Origin of the sequence: Erythrobacter litoralis (assembly GCF_001719165.1) — a bacterium.
In the GTDB taxonomy this organism is placed as follows: domain Bacteria; phylum Pseudomonadota; class Alphaproteobacteria; order Sphingomonadales; family Sphingomonadaceae; genus Erythrobacter; species Erythrobacter litoralis.
Window position 1 is genome coordinate 1,601,865 of the sequence record NZ_CP017057.1, and the last position, 19,730, is coordinate 1,621,594.

Annotated in this window: 19 protein-coding genes; 13 read left to right on the forward strand and 6 right to left on the reverse strand. The window is 63.3% G+C overall.

Translation table 11 applies throughout. From position 1 onward, the window contains the following. Positions 1–72 precede the first annotated feature (72 nt). The 6 genes from Ga0102493_RS07585 to Ga0102493_RS16520 all read left to right on the forward strand — a co-directional run bounded on the left by Ga0102493_RS07585 (position 73) and on the right by Ga0102493_RS16520 (position 4,352). Positions 73–1,842, forward strand: coding sequence for a TadE/TadG family type IV pilus assembly protein (locus Ga0102493_RS07585; RefSeq protein ID WP_081845545.1), 1,770 nt, complete (start codon positions 73–75; stop codon positions 1,840–1,842). Continuing rightward, positions 1,839–2,429, forward strand: a complete 591-nt coding sequence (locus tag Ga0102493_RS07590) for a TadE/TadG family type IV pilus assembly protein (RefSeq protein ID WP_034901563.1) — start codon at positions 1,839–1,841, stop codon at positions 2,427–2,429. Before Ga0102493_RS07585 ends, Ga0102493_RS07590 begins: the two co-directional genes overlap by 4 nt. After that, on the forward strand, positions 2,423–3,112 hold the full coding sequence (locus Ga0102493_RS07595) for a TadE/TadG family type IV pilus assembly protein (protein WP_051697657.1): 690 nt from the start codon (positions 2,423–2,425) through the stop codon (positions 3,110–3,112). Before Ga0102493_RS07590 ends, Ga0102493_RS07595 begins: the two co-directional genes overlap by 7 nt. An 86-nt stretch (positions 3,113–3,198) precedes the next feature. Continuing rightward, the gene (locus Ga0102493_RS07600) at positions 3,199–3,849 is read left to right on the forward strand and encodes a squalene/phytoene synthase family protein (protein ID WP_083228517.1); all 651 of its coding nucleotides are present in this window, start codon (positions 3,199–3,201) and stop codon (positions 3,847–3,849) included. A 42-nt stretch (positions 3,850–3,891) separates the two neighbouring features. After that, the gene (locus Ga0102493_RS07605; protein ID WP_335661084.1) at positions 3,892–4,209 is read left to right on the forward strand and encodes a hypothetical protein; all 318 of its coding nucleotides are present in this window, start codon (positions 3,892–3,894) and stop codon (positions 4,207–4,209) included. 17 nt (positions 4,210–4,226) lie between these two features. Further along, the gene (locus Ga0102493_RS16520; RefSeq protein ID WP_335661085.1) at positions 4,227–4,352 is read left to right on the forward strand and encodes a hypothetical protein; all 126 of its coding nucleotides are present in this window, start codon (positions 4,227–4,229) and stop codon (positions 4,350–4,352) included. A gap of 12 nt (positions 4,353–4,364) precedes the next feature. Here the strand turns inward: Ga0102493_RS16520 and trmFO are convergent, their stop codons facing one another. Further along, on the reverse strand, positions 4,365–5,741 hold the full coding sequence (gene trmFO, locus Ga0102493_RS07610; protein ID WP_034901562.1) for a methylenetetrahydrofolate--tRNA-(uracil(54)-C(5))-methyltransferase (FADH(2)-oxidizing) TrmFO: 1,377 nt from the start codon (positions 5,739–5,741) through the stop codon (positions 4,365–4,367). Between the two features lie 71 nt (positions 5,742–5,812). Here trmFO and Ga0102493_RS07615 point away from each other — a divergent pair, with 71 nt between their 5' ends. Further along, the gene (locus Ga0102493_RS07615) at positions 5,813–6,463 is read left to right on the forward strand and encodes a lysoplasmalogenase family protein (RefSeq protein WP_034901561.1); all 651 of its coding nucleotides are present in this window, start codon (positions 5,813–5,815) and stop codon (positions 6,461–6,463) included. Between the two features lie 7 nt (positions 6,464–6,470). Here Ga0102493_RS07615 and gyrA read toward each other — a convergent pair whose 3' ends face one another. Further along, on the reverse strand, positions 6,471–9,311 hold the full coding sequence (gyrA, locus tag Ga0102493_RS07620; protein WP_034901559.1) for a DNA gyrase subunit A: 2,841 nt from the start codon (positions 9,309–9,311) through the stop codon (positions 6,471–6,473). A gap of 354 nt (positions 9,312–9,665) precedes the next feature. On the opposite strand from gyrA, the gene Ga0102493_RS07625 reads away from it, so the two are divergent. Beyond that, on the forward strand, positions 9,666–11,000 hold the full coding sequence (locus Ga0102493_RS07625) for a hypothetical protein (RefSeq protein WP_150132441.1): 1,335 nt from the start codon (positions 9,666–9,668) through the stop codon (positions 10,998–11,000). Positions 11,001–11,080: 80 nt separating this feature from the next. Here the strand turns inward: Ga0102493_RS07625 and Ga0102493_RS07630 are convergent, their stop codons facing one another. Beyond that, the gene (locus Ga0102493_RS07630) at positions 11,081–11,854 is read right to left on the reverse strand and encodes an NYN domain-containing protein (protein ID WP_034901554.1); all 774 of its coding nucleotides are present in this window, start codon (positions 11,852–11,854) and stop codon (positions 11,081–11,083) included. Positions 11,855–11,892: 38 nt separating this feature from the next. Next, positions 11,893–12,534, reverse strand: coding sequence for a carbonic anhydrase (locus tag Ga0102493_RS07635; protein WP_034901552.1), 642 nt, complete (start codon positions 12,532–12,534; stop codon positions 11,893–11,895). Between the two features lie 160 nt (positions 12,535–12,694). On the opposite strand from Ga0102493_RS07635, the gene lipA reads away from it, so the two are divergent. Beyond that, the gene (gene lipA, locus Ga0102493_RS07640) at positions 12,695–13,654 is read left to right on the forward strand and encodes a lipoyl synthase (protein WP_034901550.1); all 960 of its coding nucleotides are present in this window, start codon (positions 12,695–12,697) and stop codon (positions 13,652–13,654) included. 5 nt (positions 13,655–13,659) lie between these two features. After that, a complete protein-coding gene (locus Ga0102493_RS07645; RefSeq protein WP_034901548.1) occupies positions 13,660–14,121 on the forward strand; it encodes a type II toxin-antitoxin system RatA family toxin in 462 nt (153 codons plus the stop codon). Here Ga0102493_RS07645 and Ga0102493_RS07650 read toward each other — a convergent pair. Together Ga0102493_RS07650 and Ga0102493_RS07655 are read right to left on the reverse strand one after the other, a co-directional pair. After that, entirely contained in the window at positions 14,082–14,591 is a 510-nt protein-coding gene (locus Ga0102493_RS07650) for a CinA family protein (RefSeq protein ID WP_034901545.1), read from the reverse strand. The genes Ga0102493_RS07645 and Ga0102493_RS07650 overlap by 40 nt on opposite strands. Positions 14,592–14,705: 114 nt before the next feature. Next, positions 14,706–15,872 (reverse strand): bifunctional 2-C-methyl-D-erythritol 4-phosphate cytidylyltransferase/2-C-methyl-D-erythritol 2,4-cyclodiphosphate synthase, encoded by a 1,167-nt coding sequence (locus Ga0102493_RS07655; protein WP_051697654.1) that lies wholly within the window; start codon positions 15,870–15,872, stop codon positions 14,706–14,708. A gap of 77 nt (positions 15,873–15,949) precedes the next feature. Here Ga0102493_RS07655 and dusB point away from each other — a divergent pair, with 77 nt between their 5' ends. Genes dusB through Ga0102493_RS07670 form a run of 3 tightly spaced genes read left to right on the forward strand, consistent with a single transcriptional unit; the run spans position 15,950 to position 19,590 of the window. Continuing rightward, positions 15,950–16,966, forward strand: coding sequence for a tRNA dihydrouridine synthase DusB (gene dusB / locus Ga0102493_RS07660; RefSeq protein WP_034901543.1), 1,017 nt, complete (start codon positions 15,950–15,952; stop codon positions 16,964–16,966). 1 nt (position 16,967) lies between these two features. Continuing rightward, positions 16,968–18,131 carry a two-component system sensor histidine kinase NtrB gene (locus tag Ga0102493_RS07665; RefSeq protein ID WP_051697652.1) on the forward strand — a complete coding sequence of 388 codons (1,164 nt, stop codon included), beginning with the start codon at positions 16,968–16,970 and terminating at the stop codon, positions 18,129–18,131. Position 18,132: 1 nt separating this feature from the next. Beyond that, a complete protein-coding gene (locus tag Ga0102493_RS07670; RefSeq protein WP_034901540.1) occupies positions 18,133–19,590 on the forward strand; it encodes a sigma 54-interacting transcriptional regulator in 1,458 nt (485 codons plus the stop codon). Positions 19,591–19,730 lie beyond the last annotated feature (140 nt).

Consider the following 19,730-nt stretch of genomic DNA (forward strand, 5'->3'; position numbering starts at 1 on the left):
CCGGTAAGCATCTTCCTTTACGGTTTTTTAGGGTCCGACACATAGTGGGATATCCCAAATAGGGGAAATTCCATGCAGACAGATATGGGCCTGGTACCTTCAAAGTCCGACAATTCAGCCCGGCGCGGACTGCTTCAGGATCTGCTCCGCAGCACCAGTGCGAGCGTTCTGCCGATGATGGCGGCCGCAATGATACCGACCATGGCGATGATCGGGGCAGGGGTAGATTTCGGCCGCGCCTATCTCGCCAATTCCAAGCTTCAGGGCGCTGCCGATGCGGGCGCGCTTGCGACCGTACGTGCGAAACAGCTGTCCGCCAATTCGGAAAGCCGGGCGCAAGAAATCGGGGAAGACTACATTTACGCCAATTTTCCCGACAACTATCTCAACGCCAATCTCCAGACGCCCGATGTCGATGTCCGCGACGAGGATGACGTCATCAGCGCAACCGTGACGGTGAGCGGGTCGATCAACACCACGTTGCTGCGCCTTGTCGGGATCGATACGCTTCCGATTTCGGCCCGCGCCGTAGCCGAAGCTTCGGAAGAGTTGCCGACCGCAGTAGAGGCGCTGCTGGTGCTCGACAACACCGGGTCGATGCAATCGGGTGGCCGGATGGACTCGCTCAAGACGGCGGCCAAGAATTTCGTCAACGTTATTTACGGCGACGATGAAACGCGCGAGAACTTCGCGGTCGGCATCCTACCCTACAACACGATGGTCAATGTCGGCCATCTCGTGGCGGCGGCCAACCCAAACCTTGTCCAGAGCCGCCCCGGCTTTACCAATGTCAGCCTCTCCGATCCGCTTAGTTGGAAAGGCTGCCTGTTCGCGGACCAAACTATTCGCAACATATCGGACGACCGTTTCATGATGGATCCGGGGGCTTATGACATCGGGGCCGACATGCCGGGCGAAAACGGGATGCCCAGGTTTGAGCCGTTCGTTTACCCTCCGATCTATGTGAATTCGTTCCAAGACATCAACAATCGCTATGAGATCCCGAACAGTCGGCAGGACGATTTCTTCTCGATCCCGACGGTCCGGGATGCCCTGATCCGCCTGCACGGCAACAACATCTGTAAGAACCGGTCGAACGGCCAGCCGCGCAATTGCGATCAGAACAACACGGTGATCGATTTTGACCGGCTGCCGGACAGGGGCAATTACCGGTCGCCGCGCTTCTACAGCCACAAATCGGGCAATGGCACGAACGCCTCTCCCAACAATCTATGGGGAGCTTCGCCGAATTATCAGTGCCCGGCCGAGGCGCTTCCGCTTTCATACGAATCGACCAAGTCGCAGCTTCGAGGCTACATCGATAACGAAAATCACGCGCTCCTGCCCGGTACGGGGACGTTCCACAACGCTGCGATGACGTGGGCCTACAGGCTCGTGCAGCGCGACGATGTCTTCACCCGCAATCGCCCCACGAACGTTCCGACGAAGAAGATCGTGATCTTCATGACCGACGGTAACTTCGACAGCCGCGATGACGGGCGGAACACATCGTCCGGCAGGGTCCTCGATACAGCCTACACGGCCTACAAAACCTACGAAGATCGCACCATCATCAGCGGCACGAGCCGGAACCAAACTATCGACCACCTTGGGCGCCGATTTGCCAAAACCTGTGAGGCGATGAAGGCGGACGGGATCGAGATCTACACGATCGCCTTCGCGCTGAACAACAATGCCGCTGGCGACGCCACGCGCGAAATGTTCCGCACCTGCGCAACTGATCGCAACACGCATTTCTTCTCCGCTGCGAACGGGGCCGATCTCAACAACGCCTTCGTCACGATCGCATCCGAATTGATCGACCTGAGGCTTTCGCAATGATCCCTCGCCTGATCCGCCGGATAAGGGACGATGACGAAGGCATCACGATGGTCGAATTCGCCTTCGTCGCCCCAGTCATGTTCATGCTGATCCTTGGCTTGCTCGAGCTGGGATACGTCGCATTCGCGCGGTCGACGCTGGAAAGCGCGATCCTCGTCGCCTCGCGCAATTCCAAGGTTGCCGCTTGCCCGGCTCAAAACGCGGCCCTGATCGAAGAGGAGCTGATCGAACGACTCGATGTCATCAGCACCTTCAACAATCAGCCGCCCAAGCTTGTTGTGAGTTCCTACGGAACGAATTTCGGCAATGTGGGCAACCCCGAACCCTTCAACGACATCGATGGTAGCGGCACTTGGGATGCCGGTGAGCCCTACACCGACTTCAACGGCAACGGCCAATGGGATGAAGACATGGGCAGGGACGGCAATTACGGACAATTTGGGGAGGTGGTTCAGTTCACTGCCAGCGTCGATGTTGTCTCCATAATTCCCTTTGTCGCAAGCGCGCTCAATCAGAACGAGGGCTTCTATCCCCTGTCCGCCGAGACCGTGGTACGCAACGAACCGTTCAGAGATGCCACATGCTGACCAACACAACGATCCTTTCATCTATCCGCGCTGCCGGGTCGAGGGGCGCTGCCTTTGCCCGGCTCCTTGCCCACGATGCGAGCGGTCTGGCATTCATTGAATTCGCCTACACGCTCCCGATTTTCGTCGGTTTCGGAATGGTCGGCATGGAATTCACCAATGTCGTGCTCGCCCGGCAAAAGACCGAACGGATTGCGGCGACGGTCGCCGATCTCGTTGCGAGCAACCAGGTGCCGCCGAACGAGCGTCAGATCGGAGACATGTTCGCTGCTGTCCCGCAGATCGCCAGCCCCTTTGAGTTCGAGAATGGCGGTAATGTCATCATCACCGCGGTAATCGGAATCTACGACCGGGATAACGACCAGGTTGAGAACAAGATCGCTTGGCAACGCTGCATGATCGCCGATAGTCATCCCAGCAAGGTCGGCTCACAATGGACCGATACGAACGACATTGCGGATGGGCCATCGGTCGAACTCGCCAATGACATTGAACTGCTGCAGAACCAGATGGTGATCGTGTCGGAGGTTTTTTATCCGTACGAACCGCTCATCACGCAGTCGATCGTCAAGGGGCTCGTGCCCGAGAACAACCTGTTCCGCGAAACCGCGACTTTCCGGACCCGCGGGCAGGCAATCATGAATGTAACGCCCGTCCAGGGTACGGACATGCACGACTGCTGAGACCTTCGGTTTCGTCCACTCAGCCGGCCAGCCACCCGCGCGACCCTTGACAAGAGACCGCGTTCCCCCGCTACAGCCGTGAAACCGTGACCCCTCCCGACGAAGACCTGTCCGCCGAAGCGGAAGTGGCTCTTGCATACAGCCCTGCAGAGCTTCGCGCGGCCTTGCACGCCGCGCTTGCGCTGGACCAAAGGCTCGCCCGGATTGCAGGCCAGACGAGCGAGGTAATGCTCGGTCAGATGCGTCTTGCCTGGTGGCGCGACATGCTGAAAAGTCCGGCTGCCGAGCGTCCGCGAGGCGATGCGGTGCTCGACCTGATCGCGCTGCACTGGCAGGGGCGGGAAACCGCACTCGGCCAAGTGGTCGATGCCTGGGAAGTGCTGGTCGCCGCCGAAGCGATGGAGCGCGTCGATATCATCGCCTTCGCGCGCGGGCGTGCGGCGCCTTTCGCAGCGCTTGCCCAGGGGGAAGAAGAGGCTGAATGCGCCCTCGCGGCGGGCCTGCGCTGGGCGCTGGCCGAGGCGGCTCCGCGCCTTTCAGATGCTTCAGAGCGCGAGCGATTCGTGAAATTGGGCCTCGAGCATGTCGAAGCTCGCGGCCGATTGCCGCGGGCGCTGCGCGGGCTTGCCGTTCTAGACGCGCTTGCGATCCGGGCGCTGAAGCGCGGCGGACGCCCGCTCATGGAAGGCCGGGGCGCGGCTCTCACCGCGCTTCGGGCGGCTGTTCTTGGCTCCTGATAGGGTGTATTCTTTCAGTGAAAACAAAGGGGGAAAGAAATCATGCGGCAGGCGATCCTGGGCGTTATGGCGGGCCTGGTGTACGCCGGGATCGGTGTTTTCTGGTGGCAGGGCAGGGCGACGATCGAACAGAATGCCCCCCCGCCGCCGGAGCCCGAAGAGCCCGCGCCCTATCCGCTCGACCTGCCGGTGACCAATCCGGGCCATATGGAAGGACCCGAACCGCCCGAACTCACCCGCGAACAGCAGCGCTTCTTCCGCTACGACCGCAATCGCGATTGGCGCATCACCCGCACGGAGATGATGACGTCCCACTCGGACGGATTCCGTAAGCTCGACGTGACGGCAACAATCTGCTGACCTTCGAGGAATGGGCTGTGACCACCGGCAAGCGCTTCGAGGAAATGGACGCTGACGGCGATGATGAACTCACGCCGGCTGAATTCGCGACCAGTGCACCCAAGCGCAAGCCCAAGCCCCAAAAACCAGCCTGCCGTTGCTGATCGGGCCCGAAGTCAGGCGGGGATCGGCTCCGCCGACCTGATCCAGTCTGCCAGGTCGGCCTTTGCCCGCTCGGTATAGGCCTGCTTGCGCGCCTTTTTCTTCACCTCGTGGAGAGGAGGGAAAAGGCCGAAATTGACATTCATGGGCTGGAAGGTCGCGGCATCCGCATCACCGGTGATGTGAGAGAGCAGGGCGCCCATCGCGGTCGTCGCTGGCAGGGGCGTCCAGCTCCGGCCGGTCAGTTCGGTCGCCGTCATCATCCCGGCGACAAGGCCGATCGCGGCGCTTTCGACATAACCCTCGCAACCTGTCACCTGACCGGCAAAGCGGATATGCGGTGCCGCGCGCAGGCGCAGCTGCCGGTCGAGAACCTGCGGCGAATTGAGGAAGGTGTTGCGGTGGAGGCCGCCCAGGCGCGCGAATTCCGCGTTCTCGAGGCCGGGAATCGTGCGGAAAAGTTCGACTTGCGCGCCGTATTTGAGCTTGGTCTGGAAGCCGACCATGTTCCACAGCGTGCCCAGCTTATTGTCCTGGCGAAGCTGCACCACCGCATAGGGCCAGCGCCCCTGCGGAAACTCGGGCGTCGTATCGTAGGGATTGTCGAGCCCTACGCCCTTCATCGGCCCATAGCGCAAAGTTTCCACCCCGCGTTCGGCCATTACCTCGATCGGCATGCAGCCGTCGAAATAGGGCGTGTCCTTCTCCCAGTCCTTGAAATCGCTCTTCTCGCCTTCGATCAACCCCTTGTGGAAGGCGAGGTATTGCTCCTTGTTCATCGGGCAATTGATATAGTCGCCGTCCTCGTTCGAGGCTTCGGTGGTCTTGTTCCAGCGGGACTGGATCCAGCATTTCGACATGTCGATGCTGTCGCGATAGACGATCGGTGCAATCGCATCGAAGAAAGCGAGCCTTTCCTCGCCGGTCGCAGCGACGATGCTGGAGGCAAGGCCCTGCGCGGTCAGCGGGCCGGTTGCAACGATGGTGAGGCCTGCATCGGGCAGGATGTCGATCCGCTCGCGCACGATGTCGACGTTCCGATGTTCTTCAAGCGTCCGATGCACTTCGGCCGAGAACACGTCTCGGTCGACAGCCATCGCGCTGCCCGCGGGAACCCGCGCCTTTTCGCCAGCGCGCATCACGATCGAATCGAGCGCGCGCATTTCATGGTGGAGCAGGCCCACCGCATTGCTTTCGTCGTTGTCGGAACGGAAGCTGTTCGAGCAGACGAGCTCGGCAAGTCCATCGGTCTGGTGCGCCGGGGTCATGTCGCCGCCACCGCGCATTTCGGACAGGCGCACGCGCACGCCTCGCCGGGCGAGTTGCCAGGCCGCCTCGCTCCCCGCGAGACCGCCGCCGATTATGTGCACATCGTAAGTTCGATCGTTCATGGAGCGCGACCTAATTGCGTGCTAGCGCGCCTGCAAGCCTTCGGAAGGCATTCGCAGGAGGGACGGGCACCATGCCGAAACGCGCACTGGTCGATCACCGGCCCTGGCTTCTGGCGAGCGCCATTGCAGCTTGCGCCTACTATTTCCTCTGGAACGATCCCATCGCAGAAGGGATCTGGGGCATCCTACTCAAAGGGGGCGGGGTGGGCCTGCTTGCGCTCTATGTCATGCGCCGTACGAAGGGGACGGGCGGGGCGATCCTCGTCATCGCGCTCGCCCTGTCGGCGGCGGGGGACATGGCGATCGAGCTGTCCTTCGAAGCGGGCGGAGCGCTGTTCATGGCTTCTCACGGTGTCGCGATCCTTCTCTATGCACGCAATCTGCGTGACAATCCGGTGATGAGCCAGCGCTTGCTTGCGCTCGTGCTGATCGTGTCCGGACCGGTCCTGTCCTGGCTGCTGAGCGGTAGGCTCGATATCGCCGCCTATGGCGCGGTGCTCGGCGCAATGGCGGGCGGCGCGTGGCTGAGCCGTTTCCCGCGCTACCGGGTAGGGGTGGGCGCTGTCCTGTTCATGGCGAGCGATTGGCTGCTGTTCAGTCGGTTCGGACCGATCAATCTCGCGCCCTTCCCCGACCTTCTTGTCTGGCCGCTATATTACGCAGGACAGGTCATGATCGCGACCGGCGTAGTGCAGACCCTGCGCGCCGATCACGAAAGCTGACGACGCCTCAACCGCCCGGTTCGCCGTCGATATTGCGGTCAGAGTGGGCGGTCGTGTCGGGCGCGGTTTCGTCGTCGCCGCCGCGGCGTTCGACCATTTCCTCGACCACGGCTTCCTCGGCCTCATTTTCCGGCTCTTCCGTTTCGTCGATCAGCGCCGCCCCGACGATGTGTTCGCCCTTGGCTACATCGAAGATGCGGATGCCGGACGAGCTGCGGCCATAGACCGACCAGCCCTTGTGTTCCTCGAAGCCCTTCTCGAGCAGGTGACGGAACTGGATCGGCATGCGTATGAGCTTGGCCTGGTCAGTCACCAGCATGAGCTGCGATCCGTGGCGCACCGGGAAGCTCGCAACGACCGGGCCGTTGCGATCAGGGTTGCTTTCGGGCGTACCGATATTGGTCAGCCCCTGGCCGCCACGCCCGATCGTGCGGTATTCATAGGCCGAGGAGATCTTGCCGTAGCCGTTGGCGGTGATGGTCAGGATGAATTCCTCCCTTTCGGCCATCGCCTCCATCTGTTCTGCCGGCAGGGTCGGGTCGGCGTCGTTGTTCTTCCACGCCGCCGCGCGCAGGTAGGCCTCGCGCGTTTCCATGTCGGCTTCGAGCTGGTCGAGCACGGCGAGGCTGACGACCTTGGCATCGTCCTTCAGCGCCATGCCGCGCACGCCGATGCCGGTGCGGCTCTTGGTCTCGCGCGCATCCGTCGCGGCAAAGCGGATCGCCTTGCCCGCATCGCTTGCAAGGAAGATTTCCTGCGTTTCGCCGACGAGGCGCACCCCGATCAGCCGGTCGCCCGAGCCTTCGACGAAGCCCATCGCATATTTCCCGTTGGTCGGCACGTTGGTGAAGGCATCCATCGAATTGCGCCGCACCATGCCCTGTTCGGTCGCGAAGACGATGCCGAGCCTGTCCCACTCGGCCTCGTCCTCGGGCAACGGGAGCACGTTGGTGACGCGCTCGTCCTCGGCCAGCGGCAGGAGGTTCACCATTGGCCGTCCACGGGTCGTGGGGCCGCCTTCGGGCAGCTTCCAGACCTTGAGGCGATAGACCCGGCCTGTATTGGTGAAGAACAGGACGGGGTTGTGGGTGCTGGTGACGAAGAGTTCGACGACCGCGTCCTCGTCCTTGGTCGCCATGCCGGCGCGGCCCTTGCCACCCCGTGCCTGGGCGCGGAAGGTCGAAAGCGCGGTCCGCTTGATATAGCCGCCGAGGGTTACGGTCACGACCATGTCGTCGCGCTCGATCAGGTCCTCGTCCTCGAGCCCGTCCCATGCCGGCGCGATTTCGGAAACGCGCGGCGTCGCGTAGGTTGCGCGAACCTCTTCCAGTTCCTCGCGCATGACCTCGTAGAGTTTCACCCGGTCGGCGAGGATGGAGAGCAGCTCCTCGATCGTGTCGGCCAGTTCCTTGAGTTCGTCACCAATCTCGTCGCGGCCCAGGGCGGTCAGGCGATGGAGGCGCAGTTCGAGGATCGCCTTCACCTGCCGTTCGGACAGGCGGTAGGTCCCGCCTTCCTCGTCGGCGCTCGGCTCGAGCGCTTCGACGAGGCGGATATATTGCGCGATGTCGCCGATCGGCCATTCCTTGGCCAGCAGCTTGGCGCGCGCCTCGGCCGGGTTGGCGGCGCTGCGGATCATCGCCACGACTTCGTCTAGGTTTGAGACCGCCACGACAAGGCCGAGCAAGACATGCGCACGCTCGCGCGCCTTGTTAAGTTCGAACTTGGTGCGGCGGGTAATGACCTCCTCGCGAAAGGCGATGAAGCTCTGGATGATGTCGCGCAGGGTCAGCGTCTCGGGACGCCCACCGCGGATCGCGAGCATGTTCGCCGGGAACGAGGACTGCGCGGGCGTGTATCGCCACAGCTGGTTGAGCACGACTTCGGGCGAGGCATCGCGTTTCAGATCGATGACGACCCGTACGCCTTCGCGCGAGGATTCGTCGCGGATGTCGGAAATCCCCTCGATCCGCTTTTCCTTGGCGGCATCGGCGATCTTCTCGACCAGGTTCGATTTGCCCACCTGATAGGGCATCGAGGTCAGCACGATCGCGCGCTTCTCGCCGCGCTTCTCCTCGATTTCATGGCGGCACCGCATGAGGACCGAACCACGTCCGGTGGTGTAGGCGGCCTTGGCCCCGCTGGTGCCGAGGATCAGGGGTGCGGTCGGGAAATCGGGACCGGGAATGTACTCGATCAGCTCCTCGACCGTGATTGCCGGGTTTTCGATGAATGCAAGGCAGCCATCGATCACTTCGCCCAAATTGTGCGGCGGCACGTTGGTCGCCATGCCGACAGCGATCCCGCCCGCCCCGTTGACGAGCAGGTTGGGGAAGCGCGCCGGCAGAACCTGCGGCTCCTTCGTCGAACCGTCGTAATTGTCGACGAAATCGACCGTGTCCTTGTCGAGATCGTCGAGCAGGGTGTTCGCCACCCGCGCCAGCCGCGCCTCGGTATACCGCATGGAGGCGGGCGGATCGGGGTCCATCGATCCGAAATTGCCCTGACCGTCGATCAGCGGCACGCGCATCGACCAGTCCTGCGTCATTCGCGCGAGCGCGTCGTAGATCGCCGCATCGCCGTGCGGGTGGTAGTTACCCATCACGTCGCCGACGATCTTGGCGCTCTTTCGATAGGGCCGACCGGCGACGAAGCCGCCTTCCTGACTGGCATAGAGGATGCGGCGATGAACCGGCTTGAGCCCGTCGCGCACGTCGGGCAGCGCACGGCTGACGATCACGCTCATCGCGTAATCGAGATAGCTCGTCTTCATCTCATCGACGATGTCGATGCGGTCGTAATCGCCTGAAGGGGCAGGGGAATCGAGAATTTCGGTGTCGTCGCTCAAGGCTTGGGGCCGTTTCGGTTGTGTTCTGATGGGTTTGCGCGAAGTGCAATGTAGGCACTCGGTCCCCAATGCGCCACTCGCCCGGGCGAACGGGAAGGGAACATGGCGCCTTTTTCCACATTTGCCGGGCGGTGCGGGCCGCTGTCAGCCGGTATTCATGCGGTTTCGCCGAAAGGCTGCGCCGCATAACGCAAGAGAGGGGTTGAATCCGCCCGCCAGATCGGCATTCAAAGCGCGTTCAGCCCGATTGGCCTAGATGCAATTGCAAATCCCTCGTGCCCGATGCAAAGGCGCGACACACGAACATTCAGCGCCTTCAAGAGCGCCCGAAAATACCCCGAGGAGGACATCCCCATGACTATCCGCCAGCCCCGCAAGCCGCTTTCCGGCATCGCCCTTGCCATCGCGCTCGCCACCTGTACCGCCGTCGTTGCAACGGGCCTGTTGCCGGCCGAGGCACACGCGCAGCGCAAGAAGAAGGACAAGAAGGAGAAGGAACAGCCGCCTGAATTGTCCGACGAGTTCCGCGAGGCCTTCCTGCCCGTTCAGGAAGCAATGAACGCGGAAGGCACCGACATGGCGGCGCTGCGCCCGCAGGTCGAACAGCTCGTCCAGCTTGCGCAGTCCAAGGACGAGAAGTTCTTCACCGGCAATGTCGCCTACAATGTTGGCGGCAAGCTCGACGACAAGCAGCTCCAGCTCACCGGTATGGAGCTGATGCTCGAAGGCGAGAAGGTTCCCGCCGACCAGATCGGGCGCTACAACTTCATTGCCTACCAGCTGGCCAATGGCATGGACCAGTTCGACAAGGCCCGGCGCTATCTCCAGGCCTCGATCGACAACAATTTCTCGACTGAAACGATCGGCCGTTCGGACCTCCAGATCGCAATGGCGGAAAGCTATTTCGGCGCAGGCGAAACCCAGCAGGGCCTCGACTACCTCGAGGGGGCGATCGCCGACAAGAAGACGGCCGGCGAGGAAGTGCCTGCGCAGTGGTATCGCCGCGGGATCACGGTCGCTTACGAGAACAAGATCACGCCCGATCTGTACGAGATGGTGACCGCGTGGATCGCAGATTACCCGACCACGGCGAACTGGCGCGATGCGATCAATCTCACGCGCAATCTCAACACTTTCGAAGGCGGGGAGATTCTCGACCTACTGCGGCTCAGCCGCCGGGTCGAGGCAATGGGCGACGTCTCGGATTATGAATATTACGTCGAGGCCGCCGATGCACGCCGCCTGCCAAAGGAAGTCAGCGACGTCATCGAGGAAGGCTATGCCTCGGGGGTGGTTTCGCGCGACAATCTCTATCTCGCCGAAGCCTTGGAGCTTGCAAAGGGCCGGATCGCAGCCGACCGCGCCGACCTTCCCGCGCTCGAAACCGACGCGATGGCGAGCGATGCCGGGCTCCGGCTCGTCTCGGGCGCGGCCGACGCGTTCCTGAGCTATGACGATTACGCCAAGGCCGAGACGTTCTACGAAAAGGCTCTCACCATGCCCGGCGTCGAAAAGAACGAGGCGCAGCTTCGTCTCGCCATCGCCAAGATCGAGCTCGGAAAATACGACGCAGCGCTCGACCTGCTGACTGATATCGACGGCAAGCGGGCGCCCATTGCTAAGCTGTGGATGGCCTACGCAAGGGGCGAACAGGGCGGCACGGCAACCGGCGCCATGACGGGCGGCTAAACGCCTGCGACGATTCAAGAAAAAGGGCGCCGGGAGCATTGCTTCCGGCGCCCTTTCCAATGGCCTCGATCCCTTTCGTCTCAGCGCAGCCGCTTGACCCAGACCTCGCCGTCCTTGCGTCGTTCCAGCGCGAAATTCGGGATCGCATCGAGCATGTCGTAAAGCCGGGTGAAGCCGTAATTGCGTGTATCGAAGCTGGACCGATTGCCCGCACGCTGGCCCACTTCGGACAGCTTGGCATACCCGTTCTCATCGCGCTTCGAGGCGTTGTAGGCATCCACCAGCAGGTTCAGCAGATCCTCGCCGATGCCGCTCGATGCCGCCTCTTTCTCACTATTGGTCCCGGTGCCTGATCCAGCCGCCGACTTCGTCGAGCCGCGCCGTGAGCCGGGACCCTTTTCCGCCTTGTCGGCGCGCAGCAGGGCGTTGACGTCTATGAAACGGGTGCAGGCTTCGCGAAACGCCTCGGGCGTCTTGCCGCCGCCGAATCCGTAGACCGGCAGGCCGTCCTGTCTGATGCGCATGGCAAGCGGCATGAAATCGCTGTCCGAGCTCATGATGCCGAAGCCGTGGACGCGCCCGCCATAAAGAAGGTCGAGCGCGTCGATCGTCATCTTCATGTCGGTCGCGTTCTTGCCCTTGGTGAGGTCGAATTGCTGCTGAGGCTCGATGCCATAGCGATGCATCTTGTCGATCCAGCCCTTGAGGCTGGTCTTGCGCCAATTGCCATAGGCGCGCCGGATATTGACCTGGCCGAGCTCGGCAAGGACGGTGAGAACCGGATCGATCGCGGCATGGCTGGCATTGTCGGCGTCGATCAGCAGGGCGATGTTGTTGGAAAAGGGCTGAGACATGAGGCCTCATTTGGGCGAGAGCGCCACGCGCGGCAAGTCTATTCGATGACTTCGAAGTGGCCCGTCGCCTCGTCGAGAGAATAGAGCCGTCCCTCCGCGATCGAGAAATGCGAGCCTCGCAGCTTGAGCCGCCCTTCTGCCTCGCGCGCTGCCAGCCACGGGAAGGTGCGGAGGTTCGCAAGGCTCTGGCGGATCGCGGCGAATTCCATTTCGAGCTCAGCCTCCGGGCTCTCGGTTCCATAGTGCGACGCGACCTCGGCCCGCGCTTCGTCGAGAAGGGTGATCCAGCCCGCGAGAAACCGGCCTTCGCTCTCTTCATCGCCCGAATAATCCTGTCGCAGCGCCGCCTGGCAGCCCCCGCACCGGCCATGGCCCATGACGACGATCTGGGCGACCTCGAGCACCTGCACCGCGAATTCGACTGCCGCCGAAACGCCGTGCTGGCCGGGTGTCGTCTCGAACGGCGGGACAAGCGCTGCGACGTTTCTGAGAACGAAGATGTCGCCCGGATCGACGTCGAAGATCTGCGCCGGATCGACCCGGCTGTCGCAGCAGGCAATGATCATGAGCTTGGGATGCTGGCCCTTTTCCAGCGTTTCGGCAAAGCGTTCGCGCTGGCGGGGCCAGGTCTGTTCGCGGAAACGGCGATAGCCTTTCAGCAATTCGGCGAATTCGGGCATTGGTCTCATCCTCTTGGCCGATTGGCGCTAGGCGCAGGGAAGGGGCGGGGCAAGCGTTGCGCCCGGTGCAGCCTCTTTTGCGCAGAATAGCGCGATCGCTCGCACAATCGATGGGTCAAGCGCGGTTGCGGGCAGGGTGAACGGGTCTTAAATAGCGCGCATGAACGATCTCGCGAACACTCCGCAGCCCGAACCGAATGCTGGACGCCCGGCGCGCCAGCGCAAGCCCGACTGGATCCGCGTCCGCGCGCCCGCCGGAGAGGGCTATCACGAGACCCGCCGCCTGATGCGCGAGCTCAATCTCAACACGGTGTGCGAAGAGGCGGCCTGCCCCAATATCGGCGAGTGCTGGACCAAGAAGCACGCGACCGTCATGATCCTCGGCGATGTCTGCACGCGTGCATGCGCGTTCTGCAACGTCAAGACCGGGATGCCGCGCAAGGTCGATCCGATGGAGCCGGAAAACACCGCGATCGCCGCGGCCAAGATGGGTCTAGAACACATCGTCATCACCAGCGTCGACCGCGACGACCTGCCCGATGGCGGGGCAATGCAGTTCGTCAAGGTGATCGAGGCCCTGCGCCGCAACACGCCTGATACGACGATCGAGATCCTCACGCCCGATTTCCGCGGCAAGATGCGCCGCGCGGTGGAGATGATCTGCGAGGCGGGACCGGACGTCTACAACCACAATCTGGAAACCGTGCCGCGGCTCTATCCGACGATCCGCCCGGGCGCGCGCTATTATGCCTCGCTGCGGCTGCTCGAAGAAGTGAAGGCGCACAACCCGCTGATCTTCACGAAGTCGGGCATCATGCTCGGGCTGGGCGAGGAACGTCTCGAAGTGCATCAGGTGATGGACGACATGAGAAGCGCCGAAGTCGATTTCATCACGATGGGCCAGTATCTACAGCCGACGCCCAAGCATGCCAGGGTCGAGGAATTCGTCACGCCGAAGGCGTTCGACGCCTATGGGGCGATCGCGCGGGCCAAGGGGTTCCTGCAGGTCGCCTCGAGCCCACTGACGCGGTCAAGCTACCACGCCGGCGATGATTTCGCCCAGATGCGGGCCGCGCGCGAGGAACGCCTTGCCAAGCAGGCGGCACGGGAAAAGGCCTGAGTCCCATGCCCGGTATCCGCGAGACGCGCAGGCTGCCTTATAGCTGCGAACAGATGTTCGACCTTGTCGCAGACGTGAAGCGCTATGGCGAGTTCCTGCCGTGGGTGATCGCGACGCGTGTCCGTTCGGACAGCGAGACCGAAATGATCGCGGACATGGTGGTCGGCTTCAAGGCGATCCGCGAAAGCTTCACCTCGCGCGTGCTCAAGCGCCGCCCACGCGAGATCGAAGTGATCTATCTCGACGGGCCGCTCAGCGATCTCGACAATGTCTGGACCTTCCGAGAGATCGACGAGCACAGCTGCGAGATCGATTTCGCGGTCGATTTCACCTTCAAGAACAAGCTGTTCGAGAGGATTGCGGGCCAGTATTTCGACCGCGCCTTCCGCAAGATGGTTGCTGCTTTCGAAGCGCGCGCGAACGAGCTTTACGGCAACAGCAATTCGAGCGCGCACAGCGTCGCCTGACGACGGATCGAAGCGCGCGCGCCGGGGCCTTCGCCGCCGTCGAAATGCCGGAGTTCGCCTTCGGGCTCCCCCATGTCGCGCGTTGCGCGGGCGAAGACGACCGTTCCGACCGGTTTGATCGTCGTCCCGCCGCCCGGTCCCGCAACTCCGCTGATCGCCACTGCGACATCGGCGTTGGAGCGTTCCAGCGCGCCCTGCGCCATTGCCCAGACACAGGCGATCGATACAGCGCCGAAGGTCTCGATGATGTCGCTTGCGACGCCCAGCGATTCCATCTTGGCCTCGTTCGAATAGGTCACGAACCCCCGGTCGAGCACGGCGGAGGAGCCCGCCACCTCGGTCAGCGCGCCGGCGACGAGGCCGCCCGTGCAGCTCTCCGCCAGAGCGACCTTGCGCCCGGCCTCGGCGTTTTCTGCGATGACCCTCTCGGCAAGCCGCGTGATGTCATCGGGAAGGAGATAATCGCTCATTGCCCGGTGCCCCTTGTCGTGTTGCCTTCGTGAAAGACGAGGTCATTCGCCATGGCGAAGGCAAAAAATGCGCCGGCGGGCTCGGAAAACTGTCGCGTCATACCGGGCATTGTCTCACGAGCGTGCCTCGCGCGAAAGGGCGACTATCGCCTGCGCCGCGATGCCCTCTCCGCGCCCCGTAAAGCCGAGCCTTTCGGTAGTGGTCGCCTTTATGCTGACTGCGCTCTCATCGAGCCCGGTGAGGCGCGCGACCTCGGCCCGCATGGCCGGGCGGTGGGGGCCGATTTTCGGCGCTTCGCAGATGATGGTGAGGTCGATATTGGCGAGGGCATAGCCCGCATCGCTCGCCAGCTTCACGGCGTGTTCGAGAAAGCGTCCCGAGCGCGCACCGGCCCATTGCGGGTCGCTGGGCGGGAAATGCGTGCCGATATCCCCGTCGCCGACCGCGCCAAGCACGGCATCGGTGATCGCATGCAGCGCGACATCTGCGTCGGAATGGCCGGCCAGACCCTTGTCGTGGTCGAGCTTGACCCCGCACAGCCACAATTCCTCGCCCTCTTCGAGCCGGTGCACGTCGAAACCCTGCCCGACGCGAAAGGCCGATGCCGAGGCGTTTTCCATCAGGTCCTCCGCGAAGGTGATTTTCTTGAGCCGTTCGTCGCCGCGCACCAGGGCGATCTCACCGCCATTTGCGGCCAGCACCTGCGCATCGTCCCCCGCATCGGTGCCGCCGACCCAGGCGCGGTGTGCGCCAAGGATGTCCTCGTAGCGAAAGGCCTGCGGGGTCTGCACTCGGCGCAAGGTTTCGCGGTCGGCCTTGTCCGCCATCGTACCCCGCGGGCCCGCAACAGCGATCGAATCGACCACGGGAAGCACGGGAATGGCGCCCGGATGTTCGCCGAGCGCACCCAGCAACCGATCGATTACCGCACGCGGCAGGTCGGGCCGGGCAGCATCGTGGATGAGCACCCGTTCCGGAGCATCGCTTTCAAGCGCCGTCAGCCCGGCGGCAACCGAATCCTGCCGGTTCGATCCGCCGATGACGAAACGGATGTCGTCGCACGCGCCGATGGCTTCGCGGGCATGATCCTCGGCGCCCTGCGCGATCACGACGATCAGGGGGTTCGCCCCGGCCTCCCTCAGTGCCTCGACCGAATGGGAAAGCAGCGGGCGGCCCCGCCAGGTGCGGAACTGCTTGGGCAATTCGCCCCCGACGCGCAGGCCCTTGCCGGCCGCCACGATGATTGCGGCAAAGGGGGGAAGGGGGGGCTCTCCTCGCATGGCAGGGCGGCGCTTAGGGGCTGGACGGAATTTCCGCAATGCACTATGCGCTGCTCAAATTTTAGGCATTTTCCCCGATGACACAGCTTCCCCCACCCCCGGCACTGAAGCCGATCAGGATAGGTCCGGTAACGATCCCCGACCCGGTCCTGCTTGCGCCCATGACGGGCGTGACCGACATGCCGTTCCGCACCCTGGTACGGCGCTATGGTTCGGGTCTCAACGTGACCGAGATGGTCGCGAGCGAGGCGGCGATCCGCGAGACCCGCCAGTCGATTCAGAAAACCGCTTGGGACCCCGTCGAAGAGCCCGTTTCGATGCAGCTTGTCGGTTGCGATCCCGGCAGCATGGCCGAGGCGGCGAAGCTTCAGGAAGGAAACGGCGCAGCGATCATCGACATCAATTTCGGTTGCCCGGTCAAGAAAGTCGTCGGGCAGTATGCAGGCAGCGCCCTTATGCGCGAAGTGCCGCTGGCGACGAAGCTGATGGAAGCGACCGTCAAGGCTGTCGACGTGCCGGTGACGGTCAAGATGCGCATGGGCTGGGACCATGCGAGCCTCAACGCGCCGGAACTCGCCCGCATCGCTGAAGATCTGGGCGTGCAGATGATCACCGTCCACGGCCGCACCCGCAACCAGATGTACAAGGGGAGCGCCGACTGGGCCTTCATCCGGAGCGTCAAGGAAGCTGTCTCGATCCCCGTCATCGTCAATGGCGATATCTGCGGGATAGAGGATGCGGCAAAGGCGCTTGACCAATCGGTCGCGGACGGTGTCATGATCGGGCGCGGCGCCTATGGCAAGCCGTGGCTGCTCGGCCAGGTCATGCATTGGTGGCGCACCGGTGAAAGCCTGCCCAGCCCCAGCTTCGACGAGCAGTACGGCGTCCTCGTCGAGCATTACGAACGCATGCTCGACCATTACGGGCAGGATGTCGGGGTCAAGATCGCGCGCAAGCATCTTGGCTGGTACACCAAGGGGATGCACGGCTCGGCCGATTTCAGGAACAAGGCGAACCAGATCGATGACCCGCGCGAGGTGCTGGGCGAGATCGAGCGCTTCTACGAACCGTTCCTGAGGCGCCGGGCGGCCTGAAATGGCATCGCGGCGGGCGCTCGGGGAGGAGCGCGGGAACATTCCGGACGGTACCGCCAGGCCCGATGCGCGCGCGCAGATCGCGGGGATGATCTTCGCGGTCCTTCTTATCGACGCGGAAGGACGCATCGCCGAAGTCAACCAGGCGGCCGAGATATTGCTTGGCACCAGCGCAAGGCGTCTCGTCGGCCATTCGCTCCCCGAATTGCTTGGCCCGCTCGACCCACGCGTCGAAAAACGCCTGAAGCGCGCCGATGAGGCGCTTGTCGCGCGGGAATTGGTGCTGACTGTCAGAGAGGCGGAATTGCAGGTCAATCTCACCGTTTCCCCGCTCGCGGGCGCGCCGGGCTGGCGCGTGGTGACCCTTTCGGAAATCGCGCATGAGGACACCGCGAGCGTCGAAACGGTCGGAGAAAGCACGCCTCCCGGCCCCTCTATTCTCGCGCATGAGATCAAGAACCCGCTTTCCGCGATCCGCGGCGCTGCACAGCTTGCCGCGCGCAAGTTGCCGCACAAGGACAAGCCGCTCGCTCGGATGATCACCGACGAGGTCGACCGGATCGCTCGCCTGATCGACCGGATGCAGCAATTGGGCAGCACGCGCAGCGAACCGCCCGAACCATGCAATCCCCACGAGGCGATCCGCAGCGCGCTCGCGACCGTAAGGGTGGCGAGCGCGGGGACGCTGGCGGGTGAGGGCGCTTTCAATGTCGCATTCCGCGAGGAGTTCGACCCCTCGCTCCCGCCTGTTCTCGCCAATCGCGACGCGCTTGAACAGGTGCTGATCAACCTGCTTTCCAATGCCCGCGACGCGGCGGTCGAAGGGGCGCGCTCGCCGCAGGTGACGATCCGCACCCGATATGTCCACGGCCTCGTCTTCAGCGCGATGCGCCTTGGCCGGGCGGTCCGCCTGCCGATCGAGATCACCGTGACCGACAATGGCAAGGGCATCGACCCCGCGCTTCGCGGCGCGGTTTTCGAGCCGTTCGTGTCGACCAAGCAATCGGGGCAGGGTCTTGGCCTTGCCCTCGTTCGCAAGCTGGTTCTCGACATGGGCGGGAGCATCACGCACGAGCGTGACCCGCGGCTCGGCCTGACGCATTTCCGGGTCCATCTTGCCCAGGCCCAGGGCCAGGCGCCTTCGCAGGCCGGAGGAAAGGGATAGGATGGCGCGCCAGAATGCACCCTCGATATTGCTGGTCGAGGACGACCGCGCAATCGCGACCGTCATCAGCGCGGCTCTCGAGGACGAAGGATTCGTGATCCGGCATTGTTTCAGCATCGCAGAACGCGATGCGGCGCTGGCCGAAGCGTCATTCGCGGTGATGGTGACCGATGTCCTGCTCGAGGATGGTGACGGCCTTGCCAGCCTCGACGCTGTGCGCGCGGCGGTGCCCGCAATGCCGGTGATCGTGCTTTCGGCCCAGAACACGCTCGATACTGCCGTTCGGGCGAGTGACAGCGAGGCATTTGAATACTTTCCCAAGCCTTTCGATCTCGACCAGCTCGTACAGGCGGTCGGCAAGGCTGCGGGAGCATCCGCGCGGCGCGGCCCGGATGCGGGCACGCAGGAAAGCGAAACACCCGGCTCTGACGGGGAGGGCCTGCCGTTGGTCGGCCGCAGCCAGGCGATGCAGGGCGTCTATCGCATGATCGCCCGCGTCCTCCGGAACGACCTCACCGTGCTCGTGACCGGCGAAAGCGGAACCGGCAAGGAATTGGTAGCGGAGGCGATTCACCAGCTGGGTAGCCGCTCGACCGGGCCCTTTGTCGCGGTCAACACGGCAGCGATCCCCTCCGACCTCATCGAAAGCGAGTTGTTCGGCCACGAAAAGGGCGCCTTCACAGGGGCGATTGCCCAGGCGATCGGCAAGTTCGAACAGGCCAATGGCGGGACCCTGTTCCTCGACGAGATCGGGGACATGCCTTCCGAAGCGCAGACCCGGCTGCTGCGGGCGCTGCAATCGGGCCGGATCAGGCGCGTCGGCGGACGGCAGGAAATCGCGGTGAGCGTGCGCATCATCGCCGCGACCAATCGCGATCTCGTCCCGTTGATCGAACAGGGTGCCTTTCGCGAGGACCTCTATTACCGCCTCAACGTCGTCCCGATCCAGCTTCCTCCGCTGCGCGATCGGCGCGAGGACATCGTGGTCCTCGCCCAGCATTTTCTCGCGCAGGCGGTCGAGGACGGGCTGCCGCGCCGCCGGCTATCCGCAGATGCGCTGGCCATGCTGGAAGCGCGCCAGTGGCGCGGCAATGTCCGCGAATTGCGCAATGTCATCTATCGGCTTGCCCTGATGGCGCAGGGAGAGGTGATCGATCCTGCCGCCATAAGCGAGATCGTCGGCGCTGAAACTGCCCCTGCGAGCGCGCCTGTGGCGAACGCCGAACCCGGCCTCGCCGGCGCGCTCGATCGCTGGCTCGCCAGCGAGGACCCCCCCGAAGGCCTCCTCCATGCGCAGGCTATCGCCGCTTTCGAGAAGCCGCTGATCGAACACGCGCTCAAGCGCACGCGGGGAAACCAGCTGCGTGCGGCGAAACTGCTCGGCATCAACCGCAACACCTTGCGCAAGAGGATCGTCGAACTCGGCGTGGAGCCCGAACGCTTCGCAAGGTCGGTTTGACGCAAAACCGGGCATCAGCGCGCGGTTTATGCTTGCATGATTGCAACACCATGGTTGTAATGCTGCAACTATGGAGGCCTCCAAAGCGACTTCCCTGCCCGAAGGTGCCGGACCGAATGACAGCTCCGATGTCGCAGGTG